This window comes from Georgenia wangjunii, from assembly GCF_036421975.1.
GTDB lineage: Bacteria > Actinomycetota > Actinomycetes > Actinomycetales > Actinomycetaceae > Georgenia_A > Georgenia_A wangjunii.
Window position 1 is genome coordinate 51775 of sequence record NZ_JAZGON010000007.1, and the last position, 24201, is coordinate 75975.

Here is a 24201-nt window from a genome sequence, read left to right on the forward strand (position 1 = left end):
CGAGCTCCAGCAGTGTCACCGAACGCCCGGCCGAGTACAGCTAGAAGGCGTCCCTCGGCGCTGCTACCGACCGCCCGCGTACTCGTGCTGGCGCCACGCCTCGTAGACGGCGATGGCCGCGGAGTTCGAGAGGTTCATCGAGCGCACGCCCGGCACCATGGGGATCCGCACGCGTGCGGTGACCCGGGGGTGGGCGAGGACCTCGGCGGGCAGCCCGGTCGGCTCGGGGCCGAAGAGGAGGCCGTCGCCCGGCGCGTACTCGACCTGCGCGAAGCTCGTCGTCGCCTGCCCGGTGAACGCGTAGAGCTGCCCGGGCACGGCCGCGAGGGCCGCCTCGAGATGGGGATGGACGACGACGCGGGCGAGGTCGTGGTAGTCGAGGCCGGCGCGGCGCAGGTTGGCGTCGCTGAGGTCGAAGCCGAGCGGCTCGACGAGGTGGAGGCTCGCGCCCGTGCACGCGACCATCCGGATCGCGTTCCCGGTGTTCGGCGGGATCCGGGGCTCGTAGAAGATGACGTGGAACACGGGCGTCATCGTGCCAGCCCGCGAGCCCCCGGACCGCACCGGCTCGGCGGGCGGGCGGCTCCGTGGGAGGCGACATATCCTCACGGGACCTCACGCGTCGACCCTGGAGCCCACTTCATGCCTGCGATCGGCCCCCTGCTCAAGACCGCCATGCGCCTCGGCCCGGTGGCGTACCCCCTCGTCAAGAAGGCGCTCGAGGCGGCGCGGAACAACCCGGAGCTCCTCCGCGTCGGGGAGGACCTCCTCAACCGGTTCACCAAGGCCCGCGCGAGTCGGTCGAAGCCCGAGAGCCTGCGGCGCAGCGCCGCCGTGCTGCGCGCCCAGGCCCAGCGCTTGCGCGCCGCCGCGACGTCCCCCGAGGACCTCGCGCGCGCCGAGCGCTGGCTCCGGCAGGTGGACAAGGTCGAGGCGGGCATCGACCTCATGGCCGTCCACACCGGCAAGAAGCAGCACCGCGACGCCGCCATCATCGAGAAGCGGGTGGACGCCCTCTTCGCCGAGATCCTCACCGCGACCGTCGACGACGACGAGGACGGCGCCCCCGCCCGGCCGCAGCTCACCTGAGCCGCCGCGGCCGGGCAGACAGGCAGAGTCAGCCGACGTCCATCCCCAGTCCCTCGACGACCTCGACTCCCGGCAGGGTGACGAGGACCTCGCCGGGCACGAGGAGCTTCGAGCGGCGCACGCCGCTGCCGATGATCGCCGGGCCGTGCGCGACGCGCGCGTCGGCGAGGATCCGCCAGTCCCGGGGGAGGCCGATCGGGGTGATGCCCCCGAACTCCATCCCCGAGTCGGTCACTGCCTCGTCGGTCGGCAGGAACGAGGCCTTGCGCACGTCGAGGAGCCTGCGCACCACCGTGTTGACGTCCGCCCGGGTGGTCGCGCGCACGACGGCGGCCGCCACGCGCTGCTCCCCGGCCCGCTTGCCGGCCACGAGCACGCAGTTGGCCGACGCCTCGAGCGGGAGCGCGTAGGCCTCGGTCATCGCGGCGGTGTCGGCGTGCTCAGGATCGATCTCCGCGACGAGCACCTGCTCGGCGACGCCGGGGTCGAGCCGCCGCAGCGCCTCGGTCACGGGGGCGGCCAGGAGGTCCTCACGCCCCAGCGCCGGGACCCACTGGAGCGTGCCGAAGGCGACGGTGTCGGTGGTGCCGAGGACCGCCGTCGGCTCCTCCGCGGGGGTGCTCACTGCTGGAAGGTCGGCGCGATGACCGCGCGGGCTAGCGTGTGGAACACGGCGGTGAAGGCGACCTTGGTCGGGCTGTCGTCCGGGTCGAGCTCGAGCGTGTCGACGTCGAGGGCGTGCACGGCGAAGCAGTAGCGGTGCGGGCGGTCACCGGCCGGGGGAGCGGCCCCGGTGTAGTCGTACCCGCCGCCGTCGTTGCGGACGTGGAACGCCGCGCCGGGGAGCATGAGGTCGCTCTGGCCGTCGCCCTGCTCGAAGGAGGTGACGTCGCTCGCGACGTCGACGACCGTCCAGTGCCAGAAGCCGGCCGGCGTGGGGGCGTCGGGGTCGAAGCAGCTGACGAGGAAGCTCTGCGTCTCGGCCGGGAAGCCCGACCAGCTCAGCTGCGGGGAGACGTTGCCGCCCTCCGCGCTGTGCTCGGACGGCATGGGCTCGCCGTGCGTCACGTCCTCGCTCGTCAGCGTGAACGTCGGGACCTGGGGGAGCAGCTCGTAGGGGTCGGGGGCGGTGGGGCGCTTGAGGTCCATCGATTCCTCCTGGTGTCGGGGCTGCGGTGCCGGCGGGCCCGCGGACGAGCGCGGGTGCGCGCGTGCCTCGGTCGGCGTCAGGGTCCAACCTACGCACCGGTCGCCCGCAGTCGCACGGCGCCGCTCGCGGACGAGGCAGCCCGCGGGGGCGGCGCGGCCGTCCGGCGAGCTGGCCGGGCCGGTCGGGGGTGTGGCGCGAGGAGGGGCGACGGGGTCGATGTCGGTGCCCACCGACATGCTCGGGGCGTCGTCCACATCCGACGCGCCGACCGTTTGACACCGGCGGGGCGCGGTCGTTCACTTGGAGAGATGTCGAACGTACGTTCGAATATTGATCATCCGGTCGCCCGGGGAGGAGGTGCGGAGCATGAGCGTCGAGGCGCCGTACCGTGCCCCCGAGCGCGAGGTGGAACAGGCCGCCGAGGACGCGGCCGACCCGGACGGACGGCGCGCTCGAAGCCGGCCCGCGCAACGCCTCGTGGACCAGCACGAGCGGATCGCGGCTGCGCGCCAGGCGTTGCAGCGGGCAGAGACGGCGGCGGGGATGCGGACCAGGCTCACCGGTCCGACGGCGCTGCGCCCCACGGGTCAGGACGGGCCGACGGGGAGGGGAGCCGGGGAGGTCGCCGTGCGCGACCGCCGCTCGTCACCGGTGGATGGCCCGGCGTCGGAGGAGCACCGGTCGCCGGCTGGGGACACGTCAGCCGCCGGGGGGTACCCGTCGTCGGTCGGCGAGGACCACCTGCCGGTCCCGCGCGCGCTCCTCCCGCTCTTCCCCGGCGGGGGCGTGCGGCGCGGGAGCGTGGTGCAGGTCGCCGGGTCGACGTCGCTGCTCCTGGCCCTCGCCGCCGCCGCGGCGCAGGACGGTGCCTGGAGCGCACTCGCGGCCATGCCCGACGTCGGGCTGCAGGCGGCCGCCGAGGCCGGGCTCGCCCTCGAGCGCGTCGTCATGGTGCCCCGCCCGGGGCCCGACGCCCCGGCGGTCCTCGGCGCGCTCGTCGACGGGTTCGACATCCTCGTCGTCGGCGACTGCCGGGCGCTGACCGACCGGGACCGCCGGCTCCTCGTCTCACGGCTGCGTACCCGCGAGGCCGTCCTGCTCAGCACCCGGCCCTGGCCGGGGAGCGACCTCGTCCTCGAGGCCGAGCACGTGCTCGAGGCGGGACGCCTGCCGGGCGCGGGGGACCGGTCTGTCCTGGGCGGCGGGCACGCCGCCCCCGGTGCGGGTGGTGTCGAGGTGGCGCTCGGGACCCCACGTCGCCGGGAGGTGGCGGTCCGGGTCCGCGGCCGGGGGGCAGGAGGCCGCGGCGGGCAGGTGAGGGTGAGCGTCGGCGTGGGCGGCCTCGAGGCCGTGCCAGCCGGGGGTCTCGTGAGCGCCGGGGGCCTCGAGTCCGTGCCCGTGGGGGGCCTGCGCCCGGTCGGGGCGGTCCGCGGGAGTGCCGACCTCGTGCCCGAGCTCCGGGCGGTGTGAGGTGGTGCTGCCCGACGTCCTCGAGCTGCCCGGCACCCTGCGCCGCGTCGCGCTGTGGGTCCCGGACTGGCCCGTCGCCGCGGCCGTGGCCGAGGGCCTGGTCGGAGCCCACGAGCCGGTGGCCGTCCACGACGGCCGCGGCGTCGTCGTCGCCTCCGCCCAGGCGCGCGCCCAGGGGGTCCGGCGCGGCATGCGGCGGCGCAGCGCCCAGGGCGCGTGCCCCGAGCTCGTGCTCCTCGCCGTCGACGACGCGCGGGACGCGCGCGCCTTCGAGCCGGTGGTCCAGGCCGTGGAAGAGGTCGTGGCCGGGGTGGAGGTGGCACGCCCCGGCGTCCTCCTCATGGCCGCGCGCGGACCGAGCCGGCACGTGGGCTCGGAGGAGGCGCTCGCCGAGCTGCTCGTCGGGACGGTCGCCCAGGACAGCGGTGCAGAGTGCCAGGTGGGCATCGGTGACGGGCTCCTCACCGCCGTGCTCGCCGCCCGCGCCGCGGTCCTCGTCCCGCCGGGCGCCGAGGCCGCCGCCGCGTTCCTCGCTCCCCACGACGTGCGGGTCCTCGACTACGTGGCCGGGACCCGCCGCCTGCGCGAGGAGCTGGCGGACCTCACCGACCTCCTGCGGCGCCTCGGGCTGCGCTCGCTCGGCTCCCTCGCGTCCCTGCCCGCCGGCGACGTCGCGGCCCGCTTCGGCACCCTGGGGATCCTCGCCCACCGGCTCGCCCGCGGGGGCGACCTGCGTCCCCCCGTGGTGCGCCGGCCCGAGCAGGACGTCGTCGTGCGCACCGACCTCGACCCGCCGGCCGCGCGGGCCGACGTCGCCGCCTTCGCGGCGCGCGCGCTGGCGGAGGAGCTGGCCGAGCGCCTCCAGCGCCGCGGGGCGGTGTGCGGGCGGCTGTGCGTGCTCGCCCGCACGGAGGACGGCAGCGAGCTCGTGCGGACGTGGCGGCTCGACGGCGCCCCGAGCGCCGTCGAGCTCACCGACCGGGTGCGCTGGCAGCTCGAGGGGTGGCTGAGCGGGCGCAGTGCCCGCCCGCCGAGCGCGCCCCTCGTCCGGCTCGAGCTCGCCGCCCAGGAGGTCAGCCCGGCCGGCACGGTGAGCGACGGGCTGTGGGGGCGCCGTGGGCGCGGCGAGGTCCAGGCGGAACGGGCGGTGCTGCGCGTGCAGGGCCTGCTCGGGGCGGAGGGCGTGCTCGTCCCCGTCCTCCAGGGAGGGCGCGACCCGCGGTCCCGCGTCCGGCTCGTCGCGTGGGGGGACGACGCCGCCCCGCTGCGCCGCCCCGACGCCCCGTGGCCCGGTCAGATCCCCGCCCCCGCGCCGGCGACGGTCCCCGCCGAGCCGTGCGCCGTCGTCGTCCTCGACGCCGCGGGCCGGGAGGTGCGCGTCGACGCCCGGGGAAGGCTCAGCGTGCCGCCGGCCCGCGTGGGGGAGCGGGAGGTCGTGGGGTGGGACGGCCCGTGGCCGGTCGCCGAGCGGTGGTGGTCGCCCGACCGGAGGCGACGGGCCTGGCTGCAGGTGAGCGTGGCGGGAGCGCCCGCCCTCCTCCTCGCCCTGGCCGACGGCACGTGGTGGGTCGAGGGTGTCTACGACTGACGGCGTCGGGCCGGCCCCGCGAGGCGCGTCACCGGCGCCCGGTGCCGCGTCCGCCCGGCGCCGACGATCGGTGCCCGTGCCCGTGCACGCTCACGCCACCCTCGCGGCGCGCTCAGGGGACCGTCGTCATCGCCTCGAGGCTGTGCCGCTGGCCCACCGACATGTCGTACTGCACGAGCCGGTAGTCAGCGAGGAGCTCCTGGGCGCGAGGGGACAGCTCGGCCTCGGTCGTCGGGCGCCCCCGGGCGTCGAGCATGGTCCCCGCCTCGTCCGCCGCCACCTCGCGCGACAGCTCCGCGAGGAGCGCGTCGAACGGGGTGAGCGGGGCGTCGGCGGCGTCGAGCAGCTGGCCCACGAGGTGGTTCGGGCCGAGCACGGGAGGGGCCTCGACGTCCGTCGTGCCGAAGTTCGCCCACACGAACCACGGGGTCTCGTGGAGCGCCTGGGGGGTGTTGGCGTCCTGTACCGCGGCGGGCCACATCGCCGGCAGGTGGTCGCCGTAGAACAGCACGATCGTCCGCTCGTCCAACGCCTCCAGGTCGGAGACGAGCTGAGCCATCGCGTCGTCACTGTGCCGGAGCCCGCGCAGGTACTGACCCACCTGCTCGGCGCCACCGGAGCCGACGTCCCCGCTCACGCCGATGGGGTCGGAGAAGTTGCCGGCGTAGGGGCTGTGGTTCTGCATCGTCACGACGTTGACGATGAGCGGGGCGTCCGCGGCCCGCAGCTCGTCGACCACCTCGGCGTACGTGGCCGCGTCCGAGATGTGCGTGTCGTTCTCGATCTTGTCCCGGTGGCCGATGGTGTCCCAGAACGTCTGCCGCTCGAACCCGAGGATGGGGTAGACGACGTCGCGCCGGTAGAAGCTCGGTGCGTAGGGGTGGATCGCCAAGGTGGACTTCCCTGCGCCCAGCCGGTCGACGAGCGTGGGGAAGGCGTCGTAGTGGGGGACGAGCATCGGGTACGGCGCGTGCATCTGCGGCTGGAAGTTCGCCAGGGCCATGCCGGTGAGGACCTCGAACTCGACGTTGGCGGTGCCACCACCGAAGCCCGAGCTGAGCATCGTCCCGGAGGGGGTGGTGCCCATGAGCGAGCGCGTGAAGGGGATGGGGTCCTCGGCGACCTCGACGCCGGCGAGCCGGGTGGGGTCGGTGAAGGTCTCCCCGAGGACGACGACGACGTTCGTGTCCTCGAGCGCGCCGGCGGTCCGGGTGGCGTTGGCCTCGGCGGCGGCCTGGGAGTACGTGGCGACGACCTCGGCCATCCGCTCTGCGCCGTACCCCTCCGGGCGCTCCATGGCCTCGCCGGGCAGGTTGTAGAGGGCGCCCGCGATGAACCCGTTCTGGGCGTAGTTCTGCACCTGGTTCCACTGCGCCCACGTCACGGGGATCTCGTCGTAGGCCTCCTGCACCGGGTTGCCCGGCTCGTGGAAGTCCCCGACGACGGCGATCCCGACCACCCCCGCGACGGCGAAGACGGCGCGCGCGCCCCACCGCACCCAGCGCTCGGTCCGCGAGCGGCGGTGCCGGCGCCGCCACGACAGCACCGCGATGAGCGCGAGGGCGGCGACGAGGAGGAGGACCGCCCCGGTCGCCACGGCGGGGCTGATGCCGGCGGTGGCGAGCAGGAGCCCGGGGTGGGAGAGGTACTCGATGTCCGAGGGGAAGAGCGGCTCACCGCGCTCGGCCATCTTCTGGTGGTCGGACAGGGCGATGAGGGCGCCGGCGGCGAGGCTGAGCAGGGCCGTGGCCCACAGCGAGCCGGTCACCGCCAGGAGGAGGGCCACGAAGGGCCAGACGACGAACGCGCCGATGAGGAACAGGCGGGGCGGCAGGGTGGCCCAGCGCTCGTCCGGCTCCATCCACGGCTCGGTCTGGACGTGGACCATCTCGATGCCGCGCGCGAGGACGACGGCGAGCACCACCGTGAGGGCGAGCGGCAGGACGACGTGACGGAAGGCGTACCGCAGGGCGCGCAGCGACGGGTTGCCGGGGCCGGACGCACCGGCGGTGGGCGCAGCGGTCTCAGGCGCGGGGTCGGCGGTGCCCTCGGTGCGGGCTTCCGCGGTGGCGCCGGCGCTCGCGGTGCCGGTGGCCCCCGCAGTGGTGACGGGGGCGTCGGCGTCGCGGGCGGGCACGTCGGTGACCGTGGTGCTGGACGTCGTGGCGTCCGCGTCCGTGTGCGCCACGTCGGGGGGTGCGGCATCCGTGGGCGCCGTGGCCGTGGGCGCGACGTCGGTGGCCGGGCCGCGGGCAGCGCGGTCGGCCGCGGGAGCGTCGGGCGTGGAGCCGGCGCGCTCCGAACCCGGGGTGCTCGTCGCCGCCGTCACTGTCTTGCGCATGTGTGTGCCGTTCAGGGTCGAGGTTGCTGCGGGCGGCCGTGGCCGCAGCGGCGAGCAAGTCTATCCGATCATCCTTCGCGGCCTTCGCGGCCTTCGCGGCCTTCGCGGCCTTCGCGGCCTCCGCGGCCTTCGCGGCGAACCGACGGGGCGGGCCCGGCCGGACGGCCTGCGGGCGGCTGCGCCAGGGGAGGGGAGGGGCGCGGATGTCACCGCCCCGACGTACCATCGAACACACGTACGAAGGGGGTGGGTGATGGGTCCGCGGTACGCCGAGCTGCACGCGCACTCGGCCTTCAGCTTCCTCGACGGCGCGAGCCAGCCGGAGGAGCTCGCGCTCGAGGCGCACGCGCTGGGGCTCGAGGCGCTGGCGCTCACCGACCACGACGGCCTCTACGGCGTCGTTCGCTTCGCCGAGACCGCTCGCGCCCTGGGGCTGCCCACCGTCATCGGCGCCGAGCTCAACCTCGGCGGCACCGGGCGCGCCGCGGGCCGGTCGAGCGCGGGGGAGGTCGGCCACCTCGATCCGGACGGCACCCACCTCGTCGTGCTCGCCCGCGGCAGCGAGGGCTACCACCGGCTCTCGCGTGCCATTGCCACCGCCCACCTCGCCACCGGAGAGAAGGGCCGCGCGGACTACCGCCTCGAGGAGCTCGCCGCCCAGGCGCAGGGCGAGTGGCTCGTCCTCACCGGCTGCCGCAAGGGGGCGGTGCCGCGGGCGCTCGCGGCCGGCGACGGGGACCGTGCCCGCGCCGAGCTCGACGCGCTCGTCGCGCTGTTCGGCCGGGACAACGTCGCGGTCGAGGTCATCCGCCAGGGGCGGGCGGGGGAGGACGTCCAGGCCGCGGCCCTGGCGGCGCTCGCGGCCGAGGCACGCCTCCCGCTCGTGGCCACCGGCGGGGTCCACGTCGCGCGCCCAGCTGACCAGCCGCTCGCCGACGTCCTCGCCGCGACGCGCGCCCGCGCCACCCTCGAGGAGATCGACGGCTGGCTCCCGCCCTACCCGGCCCACCTGCGCTCGGCCGAGGAGATGCTCCGGCTGCACCACCGTCACCCGGCCGCCGTGACGACGGCCGCGGAGCTCGCCGCCGAGTGCACCTTCGACCTCGCGCTCGTCGCGCCCAACCTGCCCCCGCACCCCGTCCCGCCCGGGCACACCGAGGCCACGTGGCTGCGTGAGCTCACCTACCGGTGCGCGCGCGAGCGCTACGGGCCGCCGGAGGCCGAGCGCGTCCCCGGCGCCTACGCGATGATCGAGCACGAGCTCGAGGTCATCGTCGCCCTCAACTTCCCCGGCTACTTCCTCATCGTCCACGAGATCGTCGAGTTCTGCCGGGCCCAGCACATCCTGTGCCAGGGGCGCGGGTCGGCGGCCAACTCGGCCGTGTGCTTCGCGCTGGGCATCACGGCCGTCGACGCGGTCCAGCACAGCCTCCTGTTCGAGCGCTTCCTCTCACCCGGGCGCTCCGGCCCTCCGGACATCGACCTCGACATCGAGTCCGGCCGGCGCGAGGAGGTCATCCAGTTCGTCTACTCCCGCTACGGGCGCACCCACGCCGCGCAGGTCGCCAACGTCATCTCCTACCGGCCGCGCTCGGCCGTGCGTGACGCCGCCCGCGCGCTCGGGTACGACGTCGGCCAGCAGGACGCGTGGAGCAAGAGCATCGAGCGGTGGAGGAGCCTGCGCTCGGCCGACGACGGCGACTCCGGGGAGCAGCGCACCCGCGACGGCCGGGCACCGGCCCCCGCCGACGACGTGAGCGGCATCCCCGAGGTGGTGCTCGACGTCGCCGAGCAGATGCTGCGCCTGCCGCGGCACCTCGGCATCCACTCCGGCGGCATGGTGCTGTGCGACCGCCCCGTCATCGAGGTGTGCCCGGTGGAGTGGGCGACGATGCCGGGACGCACCGTCCTGCAGTGGGACAAGGACGACTGCGCCGACGCCGGCCTCGTCAAGTTCGACCTCCTCGGGTTGGGGATGCTCACGGCCCTGCGCATCGCCTTCGACACGATCAACGCGGCGCAGGGGCGCACGGGGGCCGACGAGCTGGGGCTACACTCCCTGCCGCAGGAGGACCCAGCGGTCTACGACCTCCTCTGCGCCGCGGACACCGTCGGCCTGTTCCAGGTGGAGTCCCGCGCCCAGATGGCGACGCTGCCGCGCCTGCGTCCCCGCGAGTTCTACGACATCGTCGTCGAGGTCGCCCTCATCCGTCCCGGCCCCATCCAGGGCGACTCGGTCAACCCCTACATCAACCGGCGCCGGGGGCGGGAGAAGGTCACCTACCTCCACCCGCTGCTCGAGCCGGCGCTGTCCAAGACCCTCGGCGTGCCGCTCTTCCAGGAACAGCTCATGCAGATCGCCATCGACGTCGCGGACTTCAGCCCGGCTGAGGCGGACCAGCTCCGCAAGGCCATGGGCTCCAAACGCTCGACCGAGCGGATGGAGGCCCTGCACGCCCGGCTCCTCGCGGGCATGGCGGGCAACGGGATCGCCGGTGACGTCGCCGAGAAGATCTACGACAAGCTCAAGGCGTTCGCCGACTTCGGCTTCCCCGAGTCCCACGCGTTCTCCTTCGCCTACCTCGTCTACGCCAGCGCGTGGCTCAAGGTCCACCACCCCGAGGCCTTCTACGCCGCCCTCCTCGCGGCCCAACCCATGGGCTTCTACTCCCCGCAGTCCCTCGTCGCCGACGCGCGCCGGCACGGCGTGCAGGTGCTGCGCGCGGACGTCCAGGTCTCGGCGGCGCAGGCGAGCGTCGAGCCGGTGGCCGGCGCTGCCGCTGCGTCGACGGCAGCGGGGTCCGTCGACGCGACGGGGTCTGCCGGCGCATCGGGTTCGGTGGGCACGCCGCCGGCGGCCGGCCACGACGGCGGCCGCCTCGTCCACCCTCACCCGGACCTCGCCGTCCGGCTGGGCCTCGCGCCCGTGCGCGGGCTCGGGGAGAAGACCGCCGAGCGGATCGTCGCCGAGCGCGAGCGCGGCGGCCCCTTCGCCGACCTCGCCGACCTGGCCCGGCGGGTACGGCTCACCGCGGCGCAGCTCGAGGCCCTGGCCACGGCCGGGGCGCTCGACTCCTTCGGCCTCGGGCGGCGCGCTGCCCTCTGGGCGGCCGGGACCCTCGCCGGGGAGCACGGGGTGCTCGCCGGGACCGCGGTCGGGTACGAGGCACCCGTCCTGCCCGGGATGGAGGACGTCGAGGTCGCGGTCGCGGACGTGTGGGCCACCGGGGTCTCCCCGGACAGCTTCCCCACCCAGTTCCTGCGCCCGCAGCTGGACGCCACCGGGGTGGTCGCCATCGGAGACCTCGCCCGGTGCGAGCCGGGCGTGCGCGTGCGCGTCGCCGGCGTCATCACCCACCGCCAGCGCCCCGGCACGGCCGGGGGAGTGACCTTCCTGTCGCTCGAGGACGAGACCGGCCTGCTCAACGTCGTGTGCAGCCCGGGACTGTGGAGCAGGTACCGCCGTCCCGCCCGCACGAGCGCGGCGCTCATCGTCCGCGGCAGCCTCGAGCGGGCCGACGGCGTCACCAACCTCGTCGCCGAGCACCTCGAGAACCTGCCGCTGCGGGTCCAGGCCACCTCGCGCGACTTCCGCTGAGGCCGCGCCCGCGAGGCATGGACGACGGCGTGCGGGCCGCGGCCGAGAGCGCCGGCGGAGGCTAGGCGGGCGCGGCGTCCTGCCCGTGGCTGCTCAGGCCGGCGCGGCACCCTGCCTGTGGCTGCTCAGGCCGGCGCGGCACCCTGCCTGTGGCTGCTCAGGCCGGCGCGGCACCCTGCCTTGGGCTCAGGCGCGCGCGGAGGCTTTGCCCTCGGCGGTATCGGCCTCGTCCGTCGGCTCCTCGCGGGTGTCCCCAGGCTCCTCGGGGTCCTCCATCGGCGGGTCCGGCTCGTGCAGGGAGGACCACACGGCCCAGATGACCGCGAGGAGCGGGATGGCGACGACGGCGCCGAGGAGGCCCGCGAGGAACGTCCCCGCCGTCACGCCCAGGGCGACGACGACCGGGTGGAGCGAGACCTGCCGGCCCATGACGAGCGGCTGGAGCAGGTGCCCCTCGATCTGACCGATGAGCGCGATGCCGATCGTGACGACCAGCGCGGCGACGAAGCCCTCGGCCGCCAGCGCGACGACCGCCGCGATGATCATGGCCGCCGGGGCGCCGATGAGCGGGATGAACGCGCCGATGAAGACGAGGACGGCGAGCGGGGCCGCGAGGGGCACCCCGACGATGATGAGGAGGACGAACGCGAGCACGCCGTCGGCGAGCGCGACGATCATCGTCCCGCGCGCGTAGCCGGAGAACGTGTACCAGCCGGCCCCGGCGGCGACGTCGACCTTGCCGCGCGAGCGCGCCGGGAGCTGGTTGAGGAACCAGCGCCACATCGTGCCGCCGCTGCTGAGGAAGAAGACCGTGACGAAGAGGCTGAGGGCCAGGACCGTGAAGGCGATCGCCACGGCGCCGGCGTTGCTCAGCACCTGCCCGGCGAGGTCGCCCGCGTTCTCCTGGATGTACTCCTGCCCCTGGGCGACGAGCCCGTTGATCCAGTCGATGATCTCGGCCTGGGTGAAGTGGATCGGCAACGGTCCCGACTCGAGGAAGTCGAGGATCGTGTCGATGCCGTCCCCGAACTGGTTCGCCAGGTCCTCCCACTGGCCCGTCACCGAGGTGACGACGTACGTGAGGATCCCCGCCACGATCCCGAAGGAGCCGAGCAGGGTGATGGCCGTGGCCAAGGGTCTGGGCATGTACTGGGCGAGCCCGGAGACGATCGGGTAGAGCACCGACGTCACGACCGCCGCGAGGAAGACCGCGATGAAGACGACCTGGATGCGTGACGTCGCGAAGACGACCATGGCGATGACGATGACCATGCCGATGACGAACCACGCGCTGAGCCCGTACTTGCGCACCCAGCGGGGGACACCGTCGTTGTCGCGGTCGGCGCGCATCGTGCGCTCGGGCAGGCGGCGGACCGAGAGCCGCCCCGCGTAGTGGGGGCGGGGAGAGGCGGTCGGACGGGCCGGGCCCTTGCGCGTGACCAGGGGGGCGGCACCGCTGCGCAGGGCGTCCGACGAGCCTCCCGACCCCTGGTCCGACGACGCACGACGACGCACCCTGCCAAAGAGCCTCATCGCTGCCCTCGTCCTCCTCGCGCCGCCACCGGTCAATGATCGCTGCCAGTCTGCACCACCGGTCCGTTCCCGGCCCGGCAGCACCGGGGCGCGCCGCAGAGCCGGCCGGCTTGCTGCACGGGGGAAGCACTCAGCCCATGAGGCGCGCCCAGGCCCGCGCCTGGTCCAGCTCGGCCCGCACCCGGGTGCGCTGCGGGCGCCCGTGCGTCGCCGCCCGCCACAGCGCGCCCTCGACCGTCCGCGCCGCGGCCCACGCGGCGATGCGGGACGGCTCGAGCCCGACGGTTGAGGCAAGGAGCCGGGTGCGGCCCCGGAGCGCCCCGACGGCGTCCTCCTCCCGGAACGGGTCACCGACCTGGGTGAGCAGCGGCCACGGGTCGTAGGCGGCGTCGCCCACGAGCGGCTTCGGGTCGATCGCCACCCAGCGGCGCAGGCCGCGGGCGTCGTCGTGAGCGAGGACGTTGCCGGGGTTGAGGTCACCGTGGACGACGGTGACGCCGGGTGCCGATCCAGGCAGGTCCCGCCACAGCGCCGCGGCCTCGGCGAGCAGGCCACGGTCGGCCTCGAGCCAGCCTGCGTGCTCACCGGCGCGGGTCTCGATGAGGTCCGCCAACCCCTGCGCCTCGTCGGCGAGGGCCGGGATGCCGGTGCCGGCAGGGACGCCCGCCGTGTGGAGGCGGGCGAGGAGCTCGGCGCCGACGGCGACCCGGCGGGTGGGGGCCAGCTCGGCGAGCTCGTGGTCATCCTCGAGGCCGTGCCCTGGCCGCAGGCGGCGCAGGAGGAGCGCCCAGTCGGCGGCGTCGTGGTCGAGGAGCTCGACGGCACCGGCGTCGACCCAGTGCACGAGCGCGGCCCCCTCCCACCGGGCCTCCTGGTGGGGGAAGAGGACCTTGAGGACGACGTCGGCCCCGCGCGCCCCGGTGCCGGGCGCCGTCCACGCCGTCGTGCCGGCCGTGAACGGCTCCGCCAGCCGCAGGTGCCAGCGCTCGCGGGCGCGAGCCACCCGGTCCGGCAGTCCGGCGAGCCAGTCGGGCCCGCCCTCGAGCGCGGTGACGTTGTCACGCAGGGCGTCGGGGACGGTGAGGGCGGGGGGGCGTCGGCTCGGCACGGCTCCAGGCTAGGCGCCCGGCCGTCGGTCGCAGGCCGCCCGCGGGTGATGCCGCTACGTTCGGCACATGGCAACGACCGACCTTCCCCCCGCTGAGCTTCCGCCCAGCGTCCGGCTCGTCCCCGGCGCGCTCGACCGCCTCGTCGTCGAGACGCCGGCCTCGACCGCGGAGATCGTCCTCCAGGGCGCCCACGTCACCGCGTGGGCGCCGCGCGGGGCGCAGCCCGTGCTGTTCACGAGCACCGAGGCCGCCTTCGAGCCGGGCGTCCCGGTCCGTGGCGGCGTGCCGATCTGCTTCCCGTGGTTCGGCAAGGGCAGGGACAAGGACCGCACGCCTCAGCACGGGTTCGCCCGGACGCTGCCGTGGAGCCTCGTCGCGGTGACGGAGGAGGGGGACGCCGTCACCGTCGTCCTCCGGCTCACGGACGACGAGGCGACGCGCGCCTCGGCGTGGGCGCACCCGTTCGAGGCGACGTACCGCGTGAGCGTGGGCCAGGTGCTCAGCCTCGCCCTCGAGGTCCGCAACACCGGCGGTGAGCCGTTCACGTTCGAGGAGGCGCTGCACACGTACTTCGCCGTGAGCGACCTCGCCGAGGCCACCCTGGGGGGCCTCGAGGGCGCCGAGTACGTCGACACCGTCGAGGGGGAGACCCGGCGGGAGGAGGCGCCCGTCCGGCTCGAGGGGTTCGCCGACCGGGTCTACCCCGGCTCCGAGTCGGACCTCGTCCTCACCGACCCCGGCCACGGCCGTGTGATCCGCAACACGAAGCGGCGCTCGCGGTCGACCATCGTGTGGAACCCGGGCGCCGCGAACGCGGCCGCCATGGCGGACTTCGGCGACGACGAGTGGCCCGCCATGATCTGCGCGGAGACTGGGAATGTGTGGGATGACGCGGTCGAGCTCGCTCCCGGCGAGAGCCACACGATGACCGTCGAGCTCAGCGTCGAGGACCTCGACGGCGCCCGCTGAGCGGGTCCGAGAGCGTCCCCGCACCCCTTGAGCGGGTTCGAGAACGCCCCGGCACCCGTGCTATCTTTGCGGTCGTCGCGAGGCCCGAAAGGGTCCTGGCGGCCACTCGTCCGAGTGGCGGAAATGGCAGACGCGCTAGCTTGAGGTGCTAGTGCCCGTATAGGGCGTGGGGGTTCAAGTCCCCCCTCGGACACTCGTTGAGACAGCGACACGAAAGGCCCCTGACCCGCCGGTCAGGGGCCTTTCGCGTGCTGCGGCGGCGCCGGCGGGTATCTCGCGCCGCGGGATACCCGTCGACGGCGCTGCCGGCCTCGTGCGCCGGGCCGCCGGCCTCGTGCGCCGGGGGCAGCGGGACGCCCGCGCCGACGGGGCCGACCGTCCGTCCGCGGTCACGCCGGTCGGCGGCGGCTGCGCAGGTCGAGCTCGCGGAGGACCCGGTCCGCGACCTCGGGGTCGATCCCCGGCTCGTTGCGAGCACGCAGGACCTCGTCCCGGGCCGCCCGGAAGGCATCGCCCTGGAGCTCCGCCGCGATGGCCCGGTGCCGGCGGAACGCCCGGACGCGCTCGGCGTACTCAGCCGGGAGCTCGCCCGCCACCGCCTCGTCGAGGCGGCCGAGGAGCTGCTCGAGCCGCTCCATGACCTCCGGGGGGAGGTCGGCGGAACGGGTCCGCTCGCGGACGTGGGCGACGGCCGCCTGCCGCGCCCGGGCGACCAGCTCGCGTTCCGCTCGCTGCTCCGCCTCGTGCGCGCCGCTCACGCCCAGGACCTTGACGAGGGTCGGCAGCGTGAGCGCGGGCGCGACGAGCGTGACGAGGACGACGGCGGCGGCGATGACGAGGAGCTCCGAGCGGGCTGCGAGCGGCTGCCCGTCCGTGGCGACGGCGGGGATCGCGAGCGCGAGCGCGAGCGTCGCCAGGCCCCGCATGCCGCCCCACGTGAGGATGAGCGACTCCTGCCACGTCCGTGGGGCCACCCAGGGGTCCTTCGTGCGCCGGTTGAGGGCGAGGAGAAGGAAAAGCCAAAGTGCCCGCACGCCGACGACGACGCCGCAGACGAGGGCCGCGTGCCCCACCATGCGGCCGAGGTCCGCCCCCGCCCCGGCGACGACCTGGTAGACCTCCACGCCGACGAGGCCGAAGGCGACGCCGGTGACGAGCAGCTCGATGACGTCCCAGAAGGCCCGCCCCGCGAGCCGGTCCTCGACCGCGTCGCTCCCGCGCGTGCTCGCCGTCTGGACGGCCGCGACGACGACCGCCACGACGCCGGAGGCGTGGAGCTGCTCGGCGGCGATGTAGACGGCGAACGGCAGGACGAGCGTGATCGCGTTCCGTCCGGCCACGTCGGCGACCCGGTCGGCGAGCCAGCCCGCGGCGAGGGCCGCCGCGAGGCCGAGGGCGACCGCCAGGACGAGCCCGACGGCGAACTCGCCCAGCACGTCGATCCCGAAGGGACGGCCCGACTGCGTCGAGGCGATGGCGGCCGTGAAGACGACGATCGCGACGGCGTCGTTGAACAGCCCCTCGCTCTGCAGGGTCGTCGTGAGCCGCCGCGGGATGCCGACCGGCCCGGCGATCGCCTCGACCGCGACGGGGTCCGGCGGGGCGACGGCCGCACCGATGGCGATCGCGGCCGCGAGCGTGACGCCGGGGACCACCGCGGCCACCGTGCCGGCGACGGCGGAGATCGTCACCGCCGTGAGGAGGAACGCCAGCCCGACGACGGCGCGCCACCGCCCCCTGAGCAACGCCCAGGACGTGCGCTGGGCCGTGGCGTAGAGCAGCGGCGGCAGGAAGAGCGGGAGGATGAGGTGCGGGTCGACGCTGACCTCGCGCCAGGCCGGGACGAGCCCGACGAGCGTCGCCATGAGGACCATGAGCGCCGGCCACGGCAGCCGCACCTTCTCCCCGATGCCGACGAGGAGGATGGAGCCGAGCATGAGCACGATGACCAGCACGAGAAGGTCCACGGGTCAGAGCATATGGACGGTGCGCCCCTCGGCCGGTCAGCCAGCCGGTCAGCCGGTCAGCCAGTCCTCGTCGAGGACGATGACCTTGTCGTCCCCGTCGCGCGGCTGCCCGCGGAAGGTGTTGCTCGTCAGCACCCACAGGTCGCCGTCCGGGCCCACCGCGACGGTCCGCAGCCGCCCGTACTCACCCTCGAGGAGCCGCTCGGGCTCCCCCGTCGCACCGTCGGGGAGCAGCGGGACCCGCCACAGCGACTCCCCGCGCAGGGCGGCGAGGTAGACGGCGTCGTCGGTGACGGCGAGGCCGCTCGGCGAGGCGTCGGCCGGGTCCCACTGGGCGAGCGGCTCGACGAAGTCCCCGCCCCCGCCGATGCCCTCGACCACCGGCCACCCGTAGTTGCCGCCGGGGGTGATGAGGTTGAGCTCGTCCCACGTGTTCTGCCCGAACTCGCTGGCGAACAGCCGCCCTGCCGGGTCCCAGCCGAGGCCCTGGACGTTGCGGTGCCCGAGCGAGAGCACGAGGGAGCCGTCGGTGGGGTTGCCGGGCGCCGGCTCGCCGTCGGCGGTCATCCGCAGGATCTTGCCCGCGAGGGAACCCGGGTCCTGGGCGGCGCCGGGGATCCCGGCGTCGCCGGTGGCGACGTAGAGGTGGCCGTCGGGGCCGAAGGCGATGCGCCCGCCGTCGTGATAGCTCTCGCGGGGGATCCCCGCGAGCACCACCTCGTCGGGCGTGAGCGTGTCCCCGGAGAGCGTCATCCGCAGGACGCGGTTGTCCTGCGCGGCGGTGAGGTAGACGAAGACGGCGACGTCGTCGTCCGTCCCGGCGTCGGGGGAGACCGCGATCCCGAGCAGCCCGGCCTCGTTGCCGGCGACGACACCGGGGACGGTGCCGACCACGGCCGGGTCCTCGCCCCGCCGGACCCGGACGACCTCGGCGGAGTCCCGCAGGGTGACGAGCGCCGACCCGTCGGGGAGGAAGGCCAGGCCCCACGGGACCTCGAGCCCGCTCGCCACGACCTCCGGCGGTCGGGGCGCGACCGGGCTCGCCGTGCCGGTGTCCGACGGCGCCGCGTCCGACGGCGTGACCGGTGCGCCCGTCGCCGGGCCGGTCGAGGCGGGCGGCCCCGACGGCGAGGCAGATGCGCCGTCGTGGGGCTCGGGTCCCGCGCACGCGGCCAGGGTGAGCGCGAGGCCCACCACCCCGGCCACCCCGGCCGCGCGCATCGTCAGAAGACCGGCTTGCCGCCGGTGACGCCGAGCACGGTGCCCGAGACGTAGCTGGCCTCGTCGCTCGCGAGGTAGACGAACGCCGTCGCCACCTCGATCGGCTGCCCGGGCCGCCCGAGCGGGGCGTTCATCCCAAAGTCGGCGACGCTCGGCTTGGTCGACGGCTGCAGCGGCGTCCAGATCGGGCCCGGGGCGACCGCGTTGACGCGGATGCCCTTGGGGCCGAGGTCCGCGGCGAGGTTGACGGTGAAGTTGTTGATGGCGGCCTTCGTCGACGCGTAGTCGAGGAGCGTCTCCGAGGGCTGGAACGCCTGGATCGACGCGCAGTTGATGACGCTCGCGCCCTCCTTCAGGTGCGGCAGCAGCGCCTTGGTCAGGTAGAACATGGAGAAGATGTTCGTCTCGTACGTGCGGCGCAGCTGCTCGTCGGAGATGTCCGCGAGCGAGTCCTGCGCCATCTGGTAGCCGGCGTTGTTGACGAGGACGTCCACCCCGCCGAGCCCCTCGACCGCCTGCCGGGCGAGCTCGACGTTGGCCTCCTCGGTGCGCTGGTCGGTCGGGGCGAGGACGCAGCGCCGTCCGGCGGCCTCGACCTGGCGCTTCGTCTCCTCGGCATCCTCCTGCTCCTCCGGCAGGTAGGCGATGGCGACGTCGGCGCCCTCCTTGGCGAAGGCGATCGCCGTCGCGCGGCCGATCCCGGAGTCACCGCCGGTGATGAGCGCGCGCTTGCCCTCGAGGCGCCCGCGGCCGGTGTAGCTCGTCTCGCCGTGGTCGGGGACGGGCGTGAGGTCGTCGGTACGGCCCGGCCACTGCTGGGACTGCTCGGGCAGGTTCTTGATGGACTCTGTATCCGGGTTCATGCCTCCAGGGTGGGCGAGCACCTGCCCGCACGCATCTGGTGGCGGTAACCTCCCGGCGCATGGAACCGTTCGCGCTCCGCTCGCCCGACGGCGGAATCCTCCTCTCCGCGCCCACCGCCGACGACGTCGACCGCGTCACCGAGCTGTGCCAGGACGAGGACGTCGCGCGCTGGACGACCGTGCCGGCGCCCTACGCGCGCGCCCACGGCGAGCAGTTCGTCTGCGCGGCCGTCCCCGCGTCGTGGGAGCGCGGGTCCCCCACGTGGGCCGTCCGGGTGGCGGAGGACGACGGCGGGTGGCGGCTCGTCGGCATGGTCGGGCTCGACGGCGTCGGCGACGGCAGCGCCGACATCGGCTACTGGCTCGGGCCGGAGGCACGCGGGCGCGGCGTCATGCACCGCGCCGTCGGCCTCGCCCTCGACGCCGGCTTCGACCGGCTCGGTCTCGAGCGCGTCCAGTGGCGCGCCTTCGTCGGGAACTGGCCGTCGTGGCGCGTGGTCTGGCGGCACGGCTTCCGGCGGGAGGGGACGGTGCGCGGGCTCGGGCTCCAGCGGGGCCGGCGGGTCGACGAGTGGATCGGCACGCTCCTGCGCACCGACGACCGCCGCCCCGCGCTGCCGTGGGACGGGCCTGACGTGGCCAGGGCCGACCCTGCCGGAGCCGCTGACGCCCGGCGCCGCCCGGCGGGCTTCGTCGACCCGGACGTCCTCGTCGCGGAGTTCCACCGCACGTACGACGTGCCGGTCGCCACGGACGCGGCGCGCGTCGACCGTGAGCGCGTCCACCTGCGCATGGCGCTCGTCGTCGAGGAGCTCGCCGAGCTCGTCGCGGCCGTCTACGGCCCGGCCGCGGCCCGTGAGATCGAGTCGGCCTTCACGCGCGCGGTCGCGGCCGACGACGGCACCCGCGACACGGTCGCGACGGCGGACGCCCTCGGCGACCTCGTCTACGTCGTCTACGGCATGGCCCAGGAGTGCGGGATCCCCCTGCCCGCGGTCCTGGCCGAGATCCACGCCTCCAACCTGTCCAAGGTGGGTGCGGACGGCCGCCCGGTCCTCCGCGGCGACGGCAAGGTGCTCAAGGGCCCGCGCTACACCCCGCCCGACATCGCCGGGGTGCTCGCGCGGCACAATGGGGACCATGCCTACTGACGACGCCGCCACGCCCGCGCCCACGACGCCGGCCCCCCAGCTCGACCCGGCCAACCCGTTCGCCGCGCCATCCGCCCTCCCCTTCGCGCTCCCCGACTTCGGGGCGATCCGCACGGAGCACGTCCGGCCCGCCGCCGAGGCGGGGATGACCGCCCAGCGCGCCGAGTGGGAGGCGATCGCGACGGACCCGGCGCCCGCCGACGTCGTCAACACCCTCGAGGCGCTCGAGCGCTCGGGCGACCTCCTCGGCCGGGTGCTGACGGTCTTCTTCACGCTCGTCAGCTCGTGCGGGGACGACGAGCTCCGCGCGCTCGAGGCCGAGCTCGCGCCCCGCCTCGCCGCCCACCGCGACGCGCTCTACCTCGACCGTCGCATCTTCGCCCGCCTCGAGGCGCTCACCGACGCCGACGTCGACGAGGAGACGGCGTGGCTGCTGCGCACGTACACGAAGGACTTCGTCCGTGCCGGCGTGCGGCTCGGCGACGCGGAGCAGGAGCGTCTGCGCGCGTTCAACGCCCGCCTGACGACGCTCGAGACCGAGTTCTCCCAGCGCGTCGTCGCCGGCATGGACGCCGGCGCCGTCCACGTGACGGACCGGGCTGAGCTCGCCGGCCTCGACGAGGGCACCGTCGCCGCCCTCGCCCAGAGCGCCGCCGACCGCGGCCGCGACGGCTACCTCATCACCCTCCAGCTTCCCAGCCAGCAGGCGCTGCTCGCCCAGGCGAGCGACCGTGGCCTGCGCGAGCGGCTGCTCACGGCCTCCCTCACCCGCGGCACCGGGGTGGACGCTGCCTCCGACACCCGCGCCACGCTGCTCGAGATCGCCCGCCTGCGCGCCGAGCGGGCCCAGCTGCTCGGCTACGCGCACCACGCGGCGTACGTGGCCGAGGACGCGACCGCCGGCACGACGGAGGCCGTCAACGCCATGCTCGCCCAGCTCGCGCCGCCCGCGGCCCGCAACGCCCGCGCCGAGGCCGAGGAGCTCGCGGCCGCCCAGCCCGAGGCGCCCCTCGCGGCGTCGGACTGGTCGATCCTCGCCGAGAAGGTCCGCCAGGAGCGCTTCAGCCTCGACGACTCCGTCCTGCGCCCCTACCTCGAGCTCGACCGTGTCATCCACGACGGCGTCTTCTACGCCGCGACGCAGCTCTACGGCCTCACGTTCGCCGAGCGCGAGGACCTCGCCGGGTACGCCGACGGCGTGCGGGTGTGGGAGGTCCACGAGTCCGACGGCACGCCCCTCGGGCTCTTCGTCGGGGACTACTACGCCCGCGAGGGCAAGCGTGGCGGCGCGTGGATGAACAACCTCGTCGACCAGTCCCACCTCCTCGGGCGCGCGCCGGTCGTCCTCAACAACCTCAACATCACCCGGCCCCCGGCGGAGGAGCCGACGCTGCTGACGTGGGACGAGGTCATCACCGCCTTCCACGAGTTCGGCCACGCCCTGCACGGGCTGTTCTCGGACGTGCACTACCCCTCCCAGTCCGGGACGAACGTGCCGCGCGACTTCGTCGAGTACCCCTCGCAGGTCAACGAGATGTGGGCGCTCGACCCCACCGTCCTCGAGCACTTCGCCCGCCACCACGCCACCGGCGAGCCGCTGTCCGCCGACGTGCGCGAGACGCTGCTCGGCTCGAGCCAGTACGGCGAGGGCTTCGCCACGGCCGAGTACCTCGGCGCGGCGCTCCTCGACCAGGCGTGGCACCAGGTCGGGCCCGAGGACCTGCCGCAGGACCCCGCGGGCGTCGAGGCGTACGAGGCCGCCGCGCTGCAGCGCGCGGGGCTCGACCTCCCGCTCGTCCCGCCGCGCTACCGCTCGACGTACTTCAACCACACGTTCGGCGGCGGCTACGACGCGGGCTACTACTCCTACATCTGGAGCGAGGTCCTCGACGCGGACACGGTGGAGTGGTTCACCACCGAGGCCTCCCGCGACGCCGACGGCGGCCTCAACCGTGAGGCCGGCGAGCGGTTCCGCCGCACCCTCCTCGCGCGCGGCCACACGGCGGACCCGCTGTCCTTCTTCCGGGATCTGCGCGGGCGCGACTCCGCCATCGAGCCGCTCCTCGTCCGCCGCGGCCTCGTGACGTGAGCGTCCCGACGGGCACGGCGGGCTGGATAGTCTCGTTCGCATGAGCAGCGCACCCGTCCCGCCCGTCACGCCCGAGGACGAGGTCGCGGCCATCTGCCGCGACCTCATCCGCATCGACACCTCGAACTACGGCGACGGGTCAGGGCCGGGGGAGCGCGCCGCGGCGGAGTACGTGTGCGCGCTCCTGCGCGAGGTCGGCTGGGAGCCCGAGCTGTTCGAGTCGGCGCCCGGGCGCGCCTCCGTCGTCCTGCGGATCCCCGGCACCGACCGCACCCGCGGGGCGCTCGTGCTCCACGGGCACACCGACGTCGTCCCCGCCCGGGCCGCGGACTGGACCGTCGACCCGTTCGCCGCCGAGGAGCGCGACGGGATGATCTGGGGCCGCGGCGCCGTCGACATGAAGGACATGGTCGCGATGATCCTCGCGGTCGTGCGCGACATGGGGCGCACCGGGTGGCGACCCCCGCGCGACGTCGTCGTCGCCTTCTTCGCCGACGAGGAGGCGGGCGGGGTGTTCGGCGCCCGCTGGGCCGTCGAGCACCGGCCCGAGCTCTTCGCCGGTGCCACCGAGGCGATCAGCGAGGTCGGCGGGTTCTCCGTCGAGGTTGCGGGCCGGCGCGCCTACCTCCTCCAGACGGCGGAGAAGGGGCTCGCCTGGCTGCGCCTCGTCGCCGAGGGCACGGCCGGGCACGGCTCCCAGGTCAACGAGGACAACGCCGTCACGCGCCTCGCCGGCGCGGTCGCGCGGATCGGCTCGCACCGCTGGCCGCACAACCTCACCCCGACCGTGCGCCAGCTCCTCGAGGGCGTCGCCGACCTCACCGGTGCGCGTTTCGACCCCGAGGACCCCGACGGCGCCGCGGACCTCGTGCGGGCCCTCGGCCCGGCCGGCAAGTTCGTCGGCGCGACGCTGCGCACGGGCTCGAACCCCACCCAGCTGAGCGCCGGGTACAAGGCGAACGTCATCCCCGGCGGCGCGGAGGGGTCCGTCGACGTGCGGTTCCTGCCCGGGGAGGAGGAGGCGGTCATGGCCACGCTCGCCGAGCTCGCCGGCCCGGGCGTGCGCGTCGAGGACATCCACCGCGACATCGCGCTCGAGGTCCCCTTCACCGGCGGACTCGTCGACGCCATGGTCGACGCGATCACCGTCGAGGACCCGGGGGCCGTCGTCCTGCCGTACATGCTCTCCGGCGGCACCGACAACAAGTCGCTCGCGCGCCTCGGCATCACCGGGTACGGGTTCGCGCCGCTGCGCCTGCCTGCCGACCTCGACTTCGCGGGGATGTTCCACGGCGTCGACGAGCGGGTGCCGGTCGACGCGCTGCGCTTCGGCACCCGCGTCCTCGAACGGCTCCTGCGGACCTGCTGAGGTGCGGCGCCGGCGGGCGCCCGCCAGCAGGTGCCCCGCGCCCCGGCGAGGGTCAGAGCGTGCTGCGCACCTTGATGATCTTGCGGCGCAGCCACACCTTGCGCGAACCACCCATGTAGAGCCGGGTGCGGGCCAGCTCCCAGCGTCCGTACTCCGCCTGCTCCGTGAGGAGCCGGCGGACGTCGCTGCGGCTCGTCTCGCGGGGGAGCGTGAGCACCCGGAACTCGTACTGGGCGGCGCCGCGGGCGGACGTCGGCTCGGGGTCGTACCACATCGCGCTCAGTGCAGGTCTCTCCTTCGGTGCGGGCCGCCGGTCAGCGGGTGTTCCATCGTCATGCGCCAGGGTACGGTCTCACCATGGCTACCGACCCGCGCGCCGCGCTCGACCGATTCATCGCCGCGCTCGAGGCTCACCACGAGGCGGCCCGAGAGTCCCAGGACCCCGACGCCCCCACCGTGGAGGCAGCGGCCAACGCCGTCGAGGACGCGTTCTTCACCTACGACGACGCCCTCTACCGGTACTCCGGCGTCGGCGTGCCGCTCGAGGCGTACGGCGACGACGACGATGACGACTACGACGACGACGATGACGACCTCGAGGTGCTCGAGGACCTCGACGACGACACCGACGACGACGACACCGCGGCGCTCTGACCGCTGGCCGGCCCGCCCGCGACGCTGGACGGCCCGCCCG

At 75.0% G+C, this 24201-nt stretch carries 19 protein-coding genes and 1 tRNA gene; 10 read left to right on the forward strand and 10 right to left on the reverse strand.

What is annotated here, in order from left to right; all coding sequences use genetic code 11:
* Positions 1-63: 63 nt before the first annotated feature.
* Positions 64-525 carry a tRNA (cytidine(34)-2'-O)-methyltransferase gene (locus V2J63_RS11385; RefSeq protein ID WP_331231161.1) on the reverse strand — a complete coding sequence of 154 codons (462 nt, stop codon included), beginning with the start codon at positions 523-525 and terminating at the stop codon, positions 64-66.
* A 117-nt stretch (positions 526-642) separates the two neighbouring features.
* On the opposite strand from V2J63_RS11385, the gene V2J63_RS11390 reads away from it, so the two are divergent.
* Positions 643-1089 carry a hypothetical protein gene (locus tag V2J63_RS11390; RefSeq protein ID WP_331231162.1) on the forward strand — a complete coding sequence of 149 codons (447 nt, stop codon included), beginning with the start codon at positions 643-645 and terminating at the stop codon, positions 1087-1089.
* Positions 1090-1117: 28 nt separating this feature from the next.
* Here the strand turns inward: V2J63_RS11390 and V2J63_RS11395 are convergent, their stop codons facing one another.
* A complete protein-coding gene (locus V2J63_RS11395) occupies positions 1118-1714 on the reverse strand; it encodes a YbaK/EbsC family protein (protein WP_331231163.1) in 597 nt (198 codons plus the stop codon).
* Positions 1711-2238 (reverse strand): YbhB/YbcL family Raf kinase inhibitor-like protein, encoded by a 528-nt coding sequence (locus tag V2J63_RS11400; protein ID WP_331231164.1) that lies wholly within the window; start codon positions 2236-2238, stop codon positions 1711-1713. The genes V2J63_RS11395 and V2J63_RS11400 overlap by 4 nt, the downstream gene beginning before the upstream one ends.
* Positions 2239-2605: 367 nt before the next feature.
* Between V2J63_RS11400 and imuA' the strand changes: the two genes are divergently transcribed.
* Positions 2606-3709, forward strand: a complete 1104-nt coding sequence (imuA', locus tag V2J63_RS11405; RefSeq protein ID WP_331231165.1) for a DnaE2-dependent mutagenesis accessory factor ImuA' — start codon at positions 2606-2608, stop codon at positions 3707-3709.
* Position 3710: 1 nt separating this feature from the next.
* Positions 3711-5297: a Y-family DNA polymerase gene (locus tag V2J63_RS11410; RefSeq protein WP_331231166.1), complete on the forward strand. Its 1587-nt coding sequence runs from the start codon at positions 3711-3713 to the stop codon at positions 5295-5297.
* A 112-nt stretch (positions 5298-5409) separates the two neighbouring features.
* Here V2J63_RS11410 and V2J63_RS11415 read toward each other — a convergent pair whose 3' ends face one another.
* Positions 5410-7638 carry an LTA synthase family protein gene (locus V2J63_RS11415; protein ID WP_331231167.1) on the reverse strand — a complete coding sequence of 743 codons (2229 nt, stop codon included), beginning with the start codon at positions 7636-7638 and terminating at the stop codon, positions 5410-5412.
* Between the two features lie 253 nt (positions 7639-7891).
* Between V2J63_RS11415 and V2J63_RS11420 the strand changes: the two genes are divergently transcribed.
* A complete protein-coding gene (locus V2J63_RS11420) occupies positions 7892-11236 on the forward strand; it encodes an error-prone DNA polymerase (RefSeq protein WP_331231168.1) in 3345 nt (1114 codons plus the stop codon).
* A 186-nt stretch (positions 11237-11422) separates the two neighbouring features.
* Here V2J63_RS11420 and V2J63_RS11425 read toward each other — a convergent pair whose 3' ends face one another.
* Positions 11423-12769, reverse strand: coding sequence for an AI-2E family transporter (locus V2J63_RS11425; protein WP_331231169.1), 1347 nt, complete (start codon positions 12767-12769; stop codon positions 11423-11425).
* Positions 12770-12899: 130 nt separating this feature from the next.
* Positions 12900-13877, reverse strand: a complete 978-nt coding sequence (locus V2J63_RS11430) for an aminoglycoside phosphotransferase family protein (RefSeq protein ID WP_331231170.1) — start codon at positions 13875-13877, stop codon at positions 12900-12902.
* A gap of 67 nt (positions 13878-13944) precedes the next feature.
* Here V2J63_RS11430 and V2J63_RS11435 point away from each other — a divergent pair, with 67 nt between their 5' ends.
* On the forward strand, positions 13945-14847 hold the full coding sequence (locus V2J63_RS11435) for a D-hexose-6-phosphate mutarotase (RefSeq protein WP_331231171.1): 903 nt from the start codon (positions 13945-13947) through the stop codon (positions 14845-14847).
* 108 nt (positions 14848-14955) lie between these two features.
* Positions 14956-15040 (forward strand) — tRNA-Leu (locus V2J63_RS11440).
* A gap of 196 nt (positions 15041-15236) precedes the next feature.
* On the opposite strand, the gene V2J63_RS11445 is transcribed toward V2J63_RS11440, so the two are convergent.
* From V2J63_RS11445 to V2J63_RS11455, 3 genes are read right to left on the reverse strand one after another with little or no spacing between them, the layout of a single operon-like run.
* The gene (locus V2J63_RS11445; RefSeq protein ID WP_331231172.1) at positions 15237-16814 is read right to left on the reverse strand and encodes a cation:proton antiporter; all 1578 of its coding nucleotides are present in this window, start codon (positions 16812-16814) and stop codon (positions 15237-15239) included.
* Between the two features lie 48 nt (positions 16815-16862).
* The gene (locus V2J63_RS11450) at positions 16863-18035 is read right to left on the reverse strand and encodes a PQQ-dependent sugar dehydrogenase (protein ID WP_331231173.1); all 1173 of its coding nucleotides are present in this window, start codon (positions 18033-18035) and stop codon (positions 16863-16865) included.
* 2 nt (positions 18036-18037) lie between these two features.
* Positions 18038-18898 (reverse strand): SDR family oxidoreductase, encoded by an 861-nt coding sequence (locus tag V2J63_RS11455; protein ID WP_331231174.1) that lies wholly within the window; start codon positions 18896-18898, stop codon positions 18038-18040.
* Between the two features lie 59 nt (positions 18899-18957).
* On the opposite strand from V2J63_RS11455, the gene V2J63_RS11460 reads away from it, so the two are divergent.
* Genes V2J63_RS11460 through V2J63_RS11470 form a run of 3 tightly spaced genes read left to right on the forward strand, consistent with a single transcriptional unit; the run spans position 18958 to position 23507 of the window.
* Positions 18958-20049: a bifunctional GNAT family N-acetyltransferase/nucleoside triphosphate pyrophosphohydrolase family protein gene (locus V2J63_RS11460; protein WP_331231175.1), complete on the forward strand. Its 1092-nt coding sequence runs from the start codon at positions 18958-18960 to the stop codon at positions 20047-20049.
* On the forward strand, positions 20039-22138 hold the full coding sequence (locus V2J63_RS11465) for a M3 family metallopeptidase (protein WP_331231176.1): 2100 nt from the start codon (positions 20039-20041) through the stop codon (positions 22136-22138). Before V2J63_RS11460 ends, V2J63_RS11465 begins: the two co-directional genes overlap by 11 nt.
* A 40-nt stretch (positions 22139-22178) precedes the next feature.
* Positions 22179-23507, forward strand: coding sequence for a M20/M25/M40 family metallo-hydrolase (locus V2J63_RS11470; protein ID WP_331231177.1), 1329 nt, complete (start codon positions 22179-22181; stop codon positions 23505-23507).
* Positions 23508-23559: 52 nt separating this feature from the next.
* On the opposite strand, the gene V2J63_RS11475 is transcribed toward V2J63_RS11470, so the two are convergent.
* Complete coding sequence (locus V2J63_RS11475) at positions 23560-23781, reverse strand: DUF5703 family protein (RefSeq protein ID WP_331231178.1); 222 nt, start codon at positions 23779-23781, stop codon at positions 23560-23562.
* An 83-nt stretch (positions 23782-23864) separates the two neighbouring features.
* Here V2J63_RS11475 and V2J63_RS11480 point away from each other — a divergent pair, with 83 nt between their 5' ends.
* Positions 23865-24161 (forward strand): DNA primase, encoded by a 297-nt coding sequence (locus tag V2J63_RS11480; protein WP_331231179.1) that lies wholly within the window; start codon positions 23865-23867, stop codon positions 24159-24161.
* The last annotated feature ends 40 nt before the right edge of the window (positions 24162-24201 follow it).

Coding starts and splice junctions, on each gene's coding strand:
- V2J63_RS11390 (WP_331231162.1), top strand. CDS start 643: ATGCCTGCGATCGGCCCCCTGCTCAAGACCGCCATGCGCCTCGGCCCG.
- V2J63_RS11400 (WP_331231164.1), bottom strand. CDS start 2,238: ATGGACCTCAAGCGCCCCACCGCCCCCGACCCCTACGAGCTGCTCCCC.
- imuA' (WP_331231165.1), top strand. CDS start 2,606: ATGAGCGTCGAGGCGCCGTACCGTGCCCCCGAGCGCGAGGTGGAACAG.
- V2J63_RS11415 (WP_331231167.1), bottom strand. CDS start 7,638: ATGCGCAAGACAGTGACGGCGGCGACGAGCACCCCGGGTTCGGAGCGC.
- V2J63_RS11420 (WP_331231168.1), top strand. CDS start 7,892: ATGGGTCCGCGGTACGCCGAGCTGCACGCGCACTCGGCCTTCAGCTTC.
- V2J63_RS11425 (WP_331231169.1), bottom strand. CDS start 12,769: ATGAGGCTCTTTGGCAGGGTGCGTCGTCGTGCGTCGTCGGACCAGGGG.
- V2J63_RS11435 (WP_331231171.1), top strand. CDS start 13,945: ATGGCAACGACCGACCTTCCCCCCGCTGAGCTTCCGCCCAGCGTCCGG.
- V2J63_RS11450 (WP_331231173.1), bottom strand. CDS start 18,035: ATGCGCGCGGCCGGGGTGGCCGGGGTGGTGGGCCTCGCGCTCACCCTG.
- V2J63_RS11455 (WP_331231174.1), bottom strand. CDS start 18,898: ATGAACCCGGATACAGAGTCCATCAAGAACCTGCCCGAGCAGTCCCAG.
- V2J63_RS11460 (WP_331231175.1), top strand. CDS start 18,958: ATGGAACCGTTCGCGCTCCGCTCGCCCGACGGCGGAATCCTCCTCTCC.
- V2J63_RS11465 (WP_331231176.1), top strand. CDS start 20,039: ATGCCTACTGACGACGCCGCCACGCCCGCGCCCACGACGCCGGCCCCC.
- V2J63_RS11470 (WP_331231177.1), top strand. CDS start 22,179: ATGAGCAGCGCACCCGTCCCGCCCGTCACGCCCGAGGACGAGGTCGCG.
- V2J63_RS11475 (WP_331231178.1), bottom strand. CDS start 23,781: ATGTGGTACGACCCCGAGCCGACGTCCGCCCGCGGCGCCGCCCAGTAC.
- V2J63_RS11480 (WP_331231179.1), top strand. CDS start 23,865: ATGGCTACCGACCCGCGCGCCGCGCTCGACCGATTCATCGCCGCGCTC.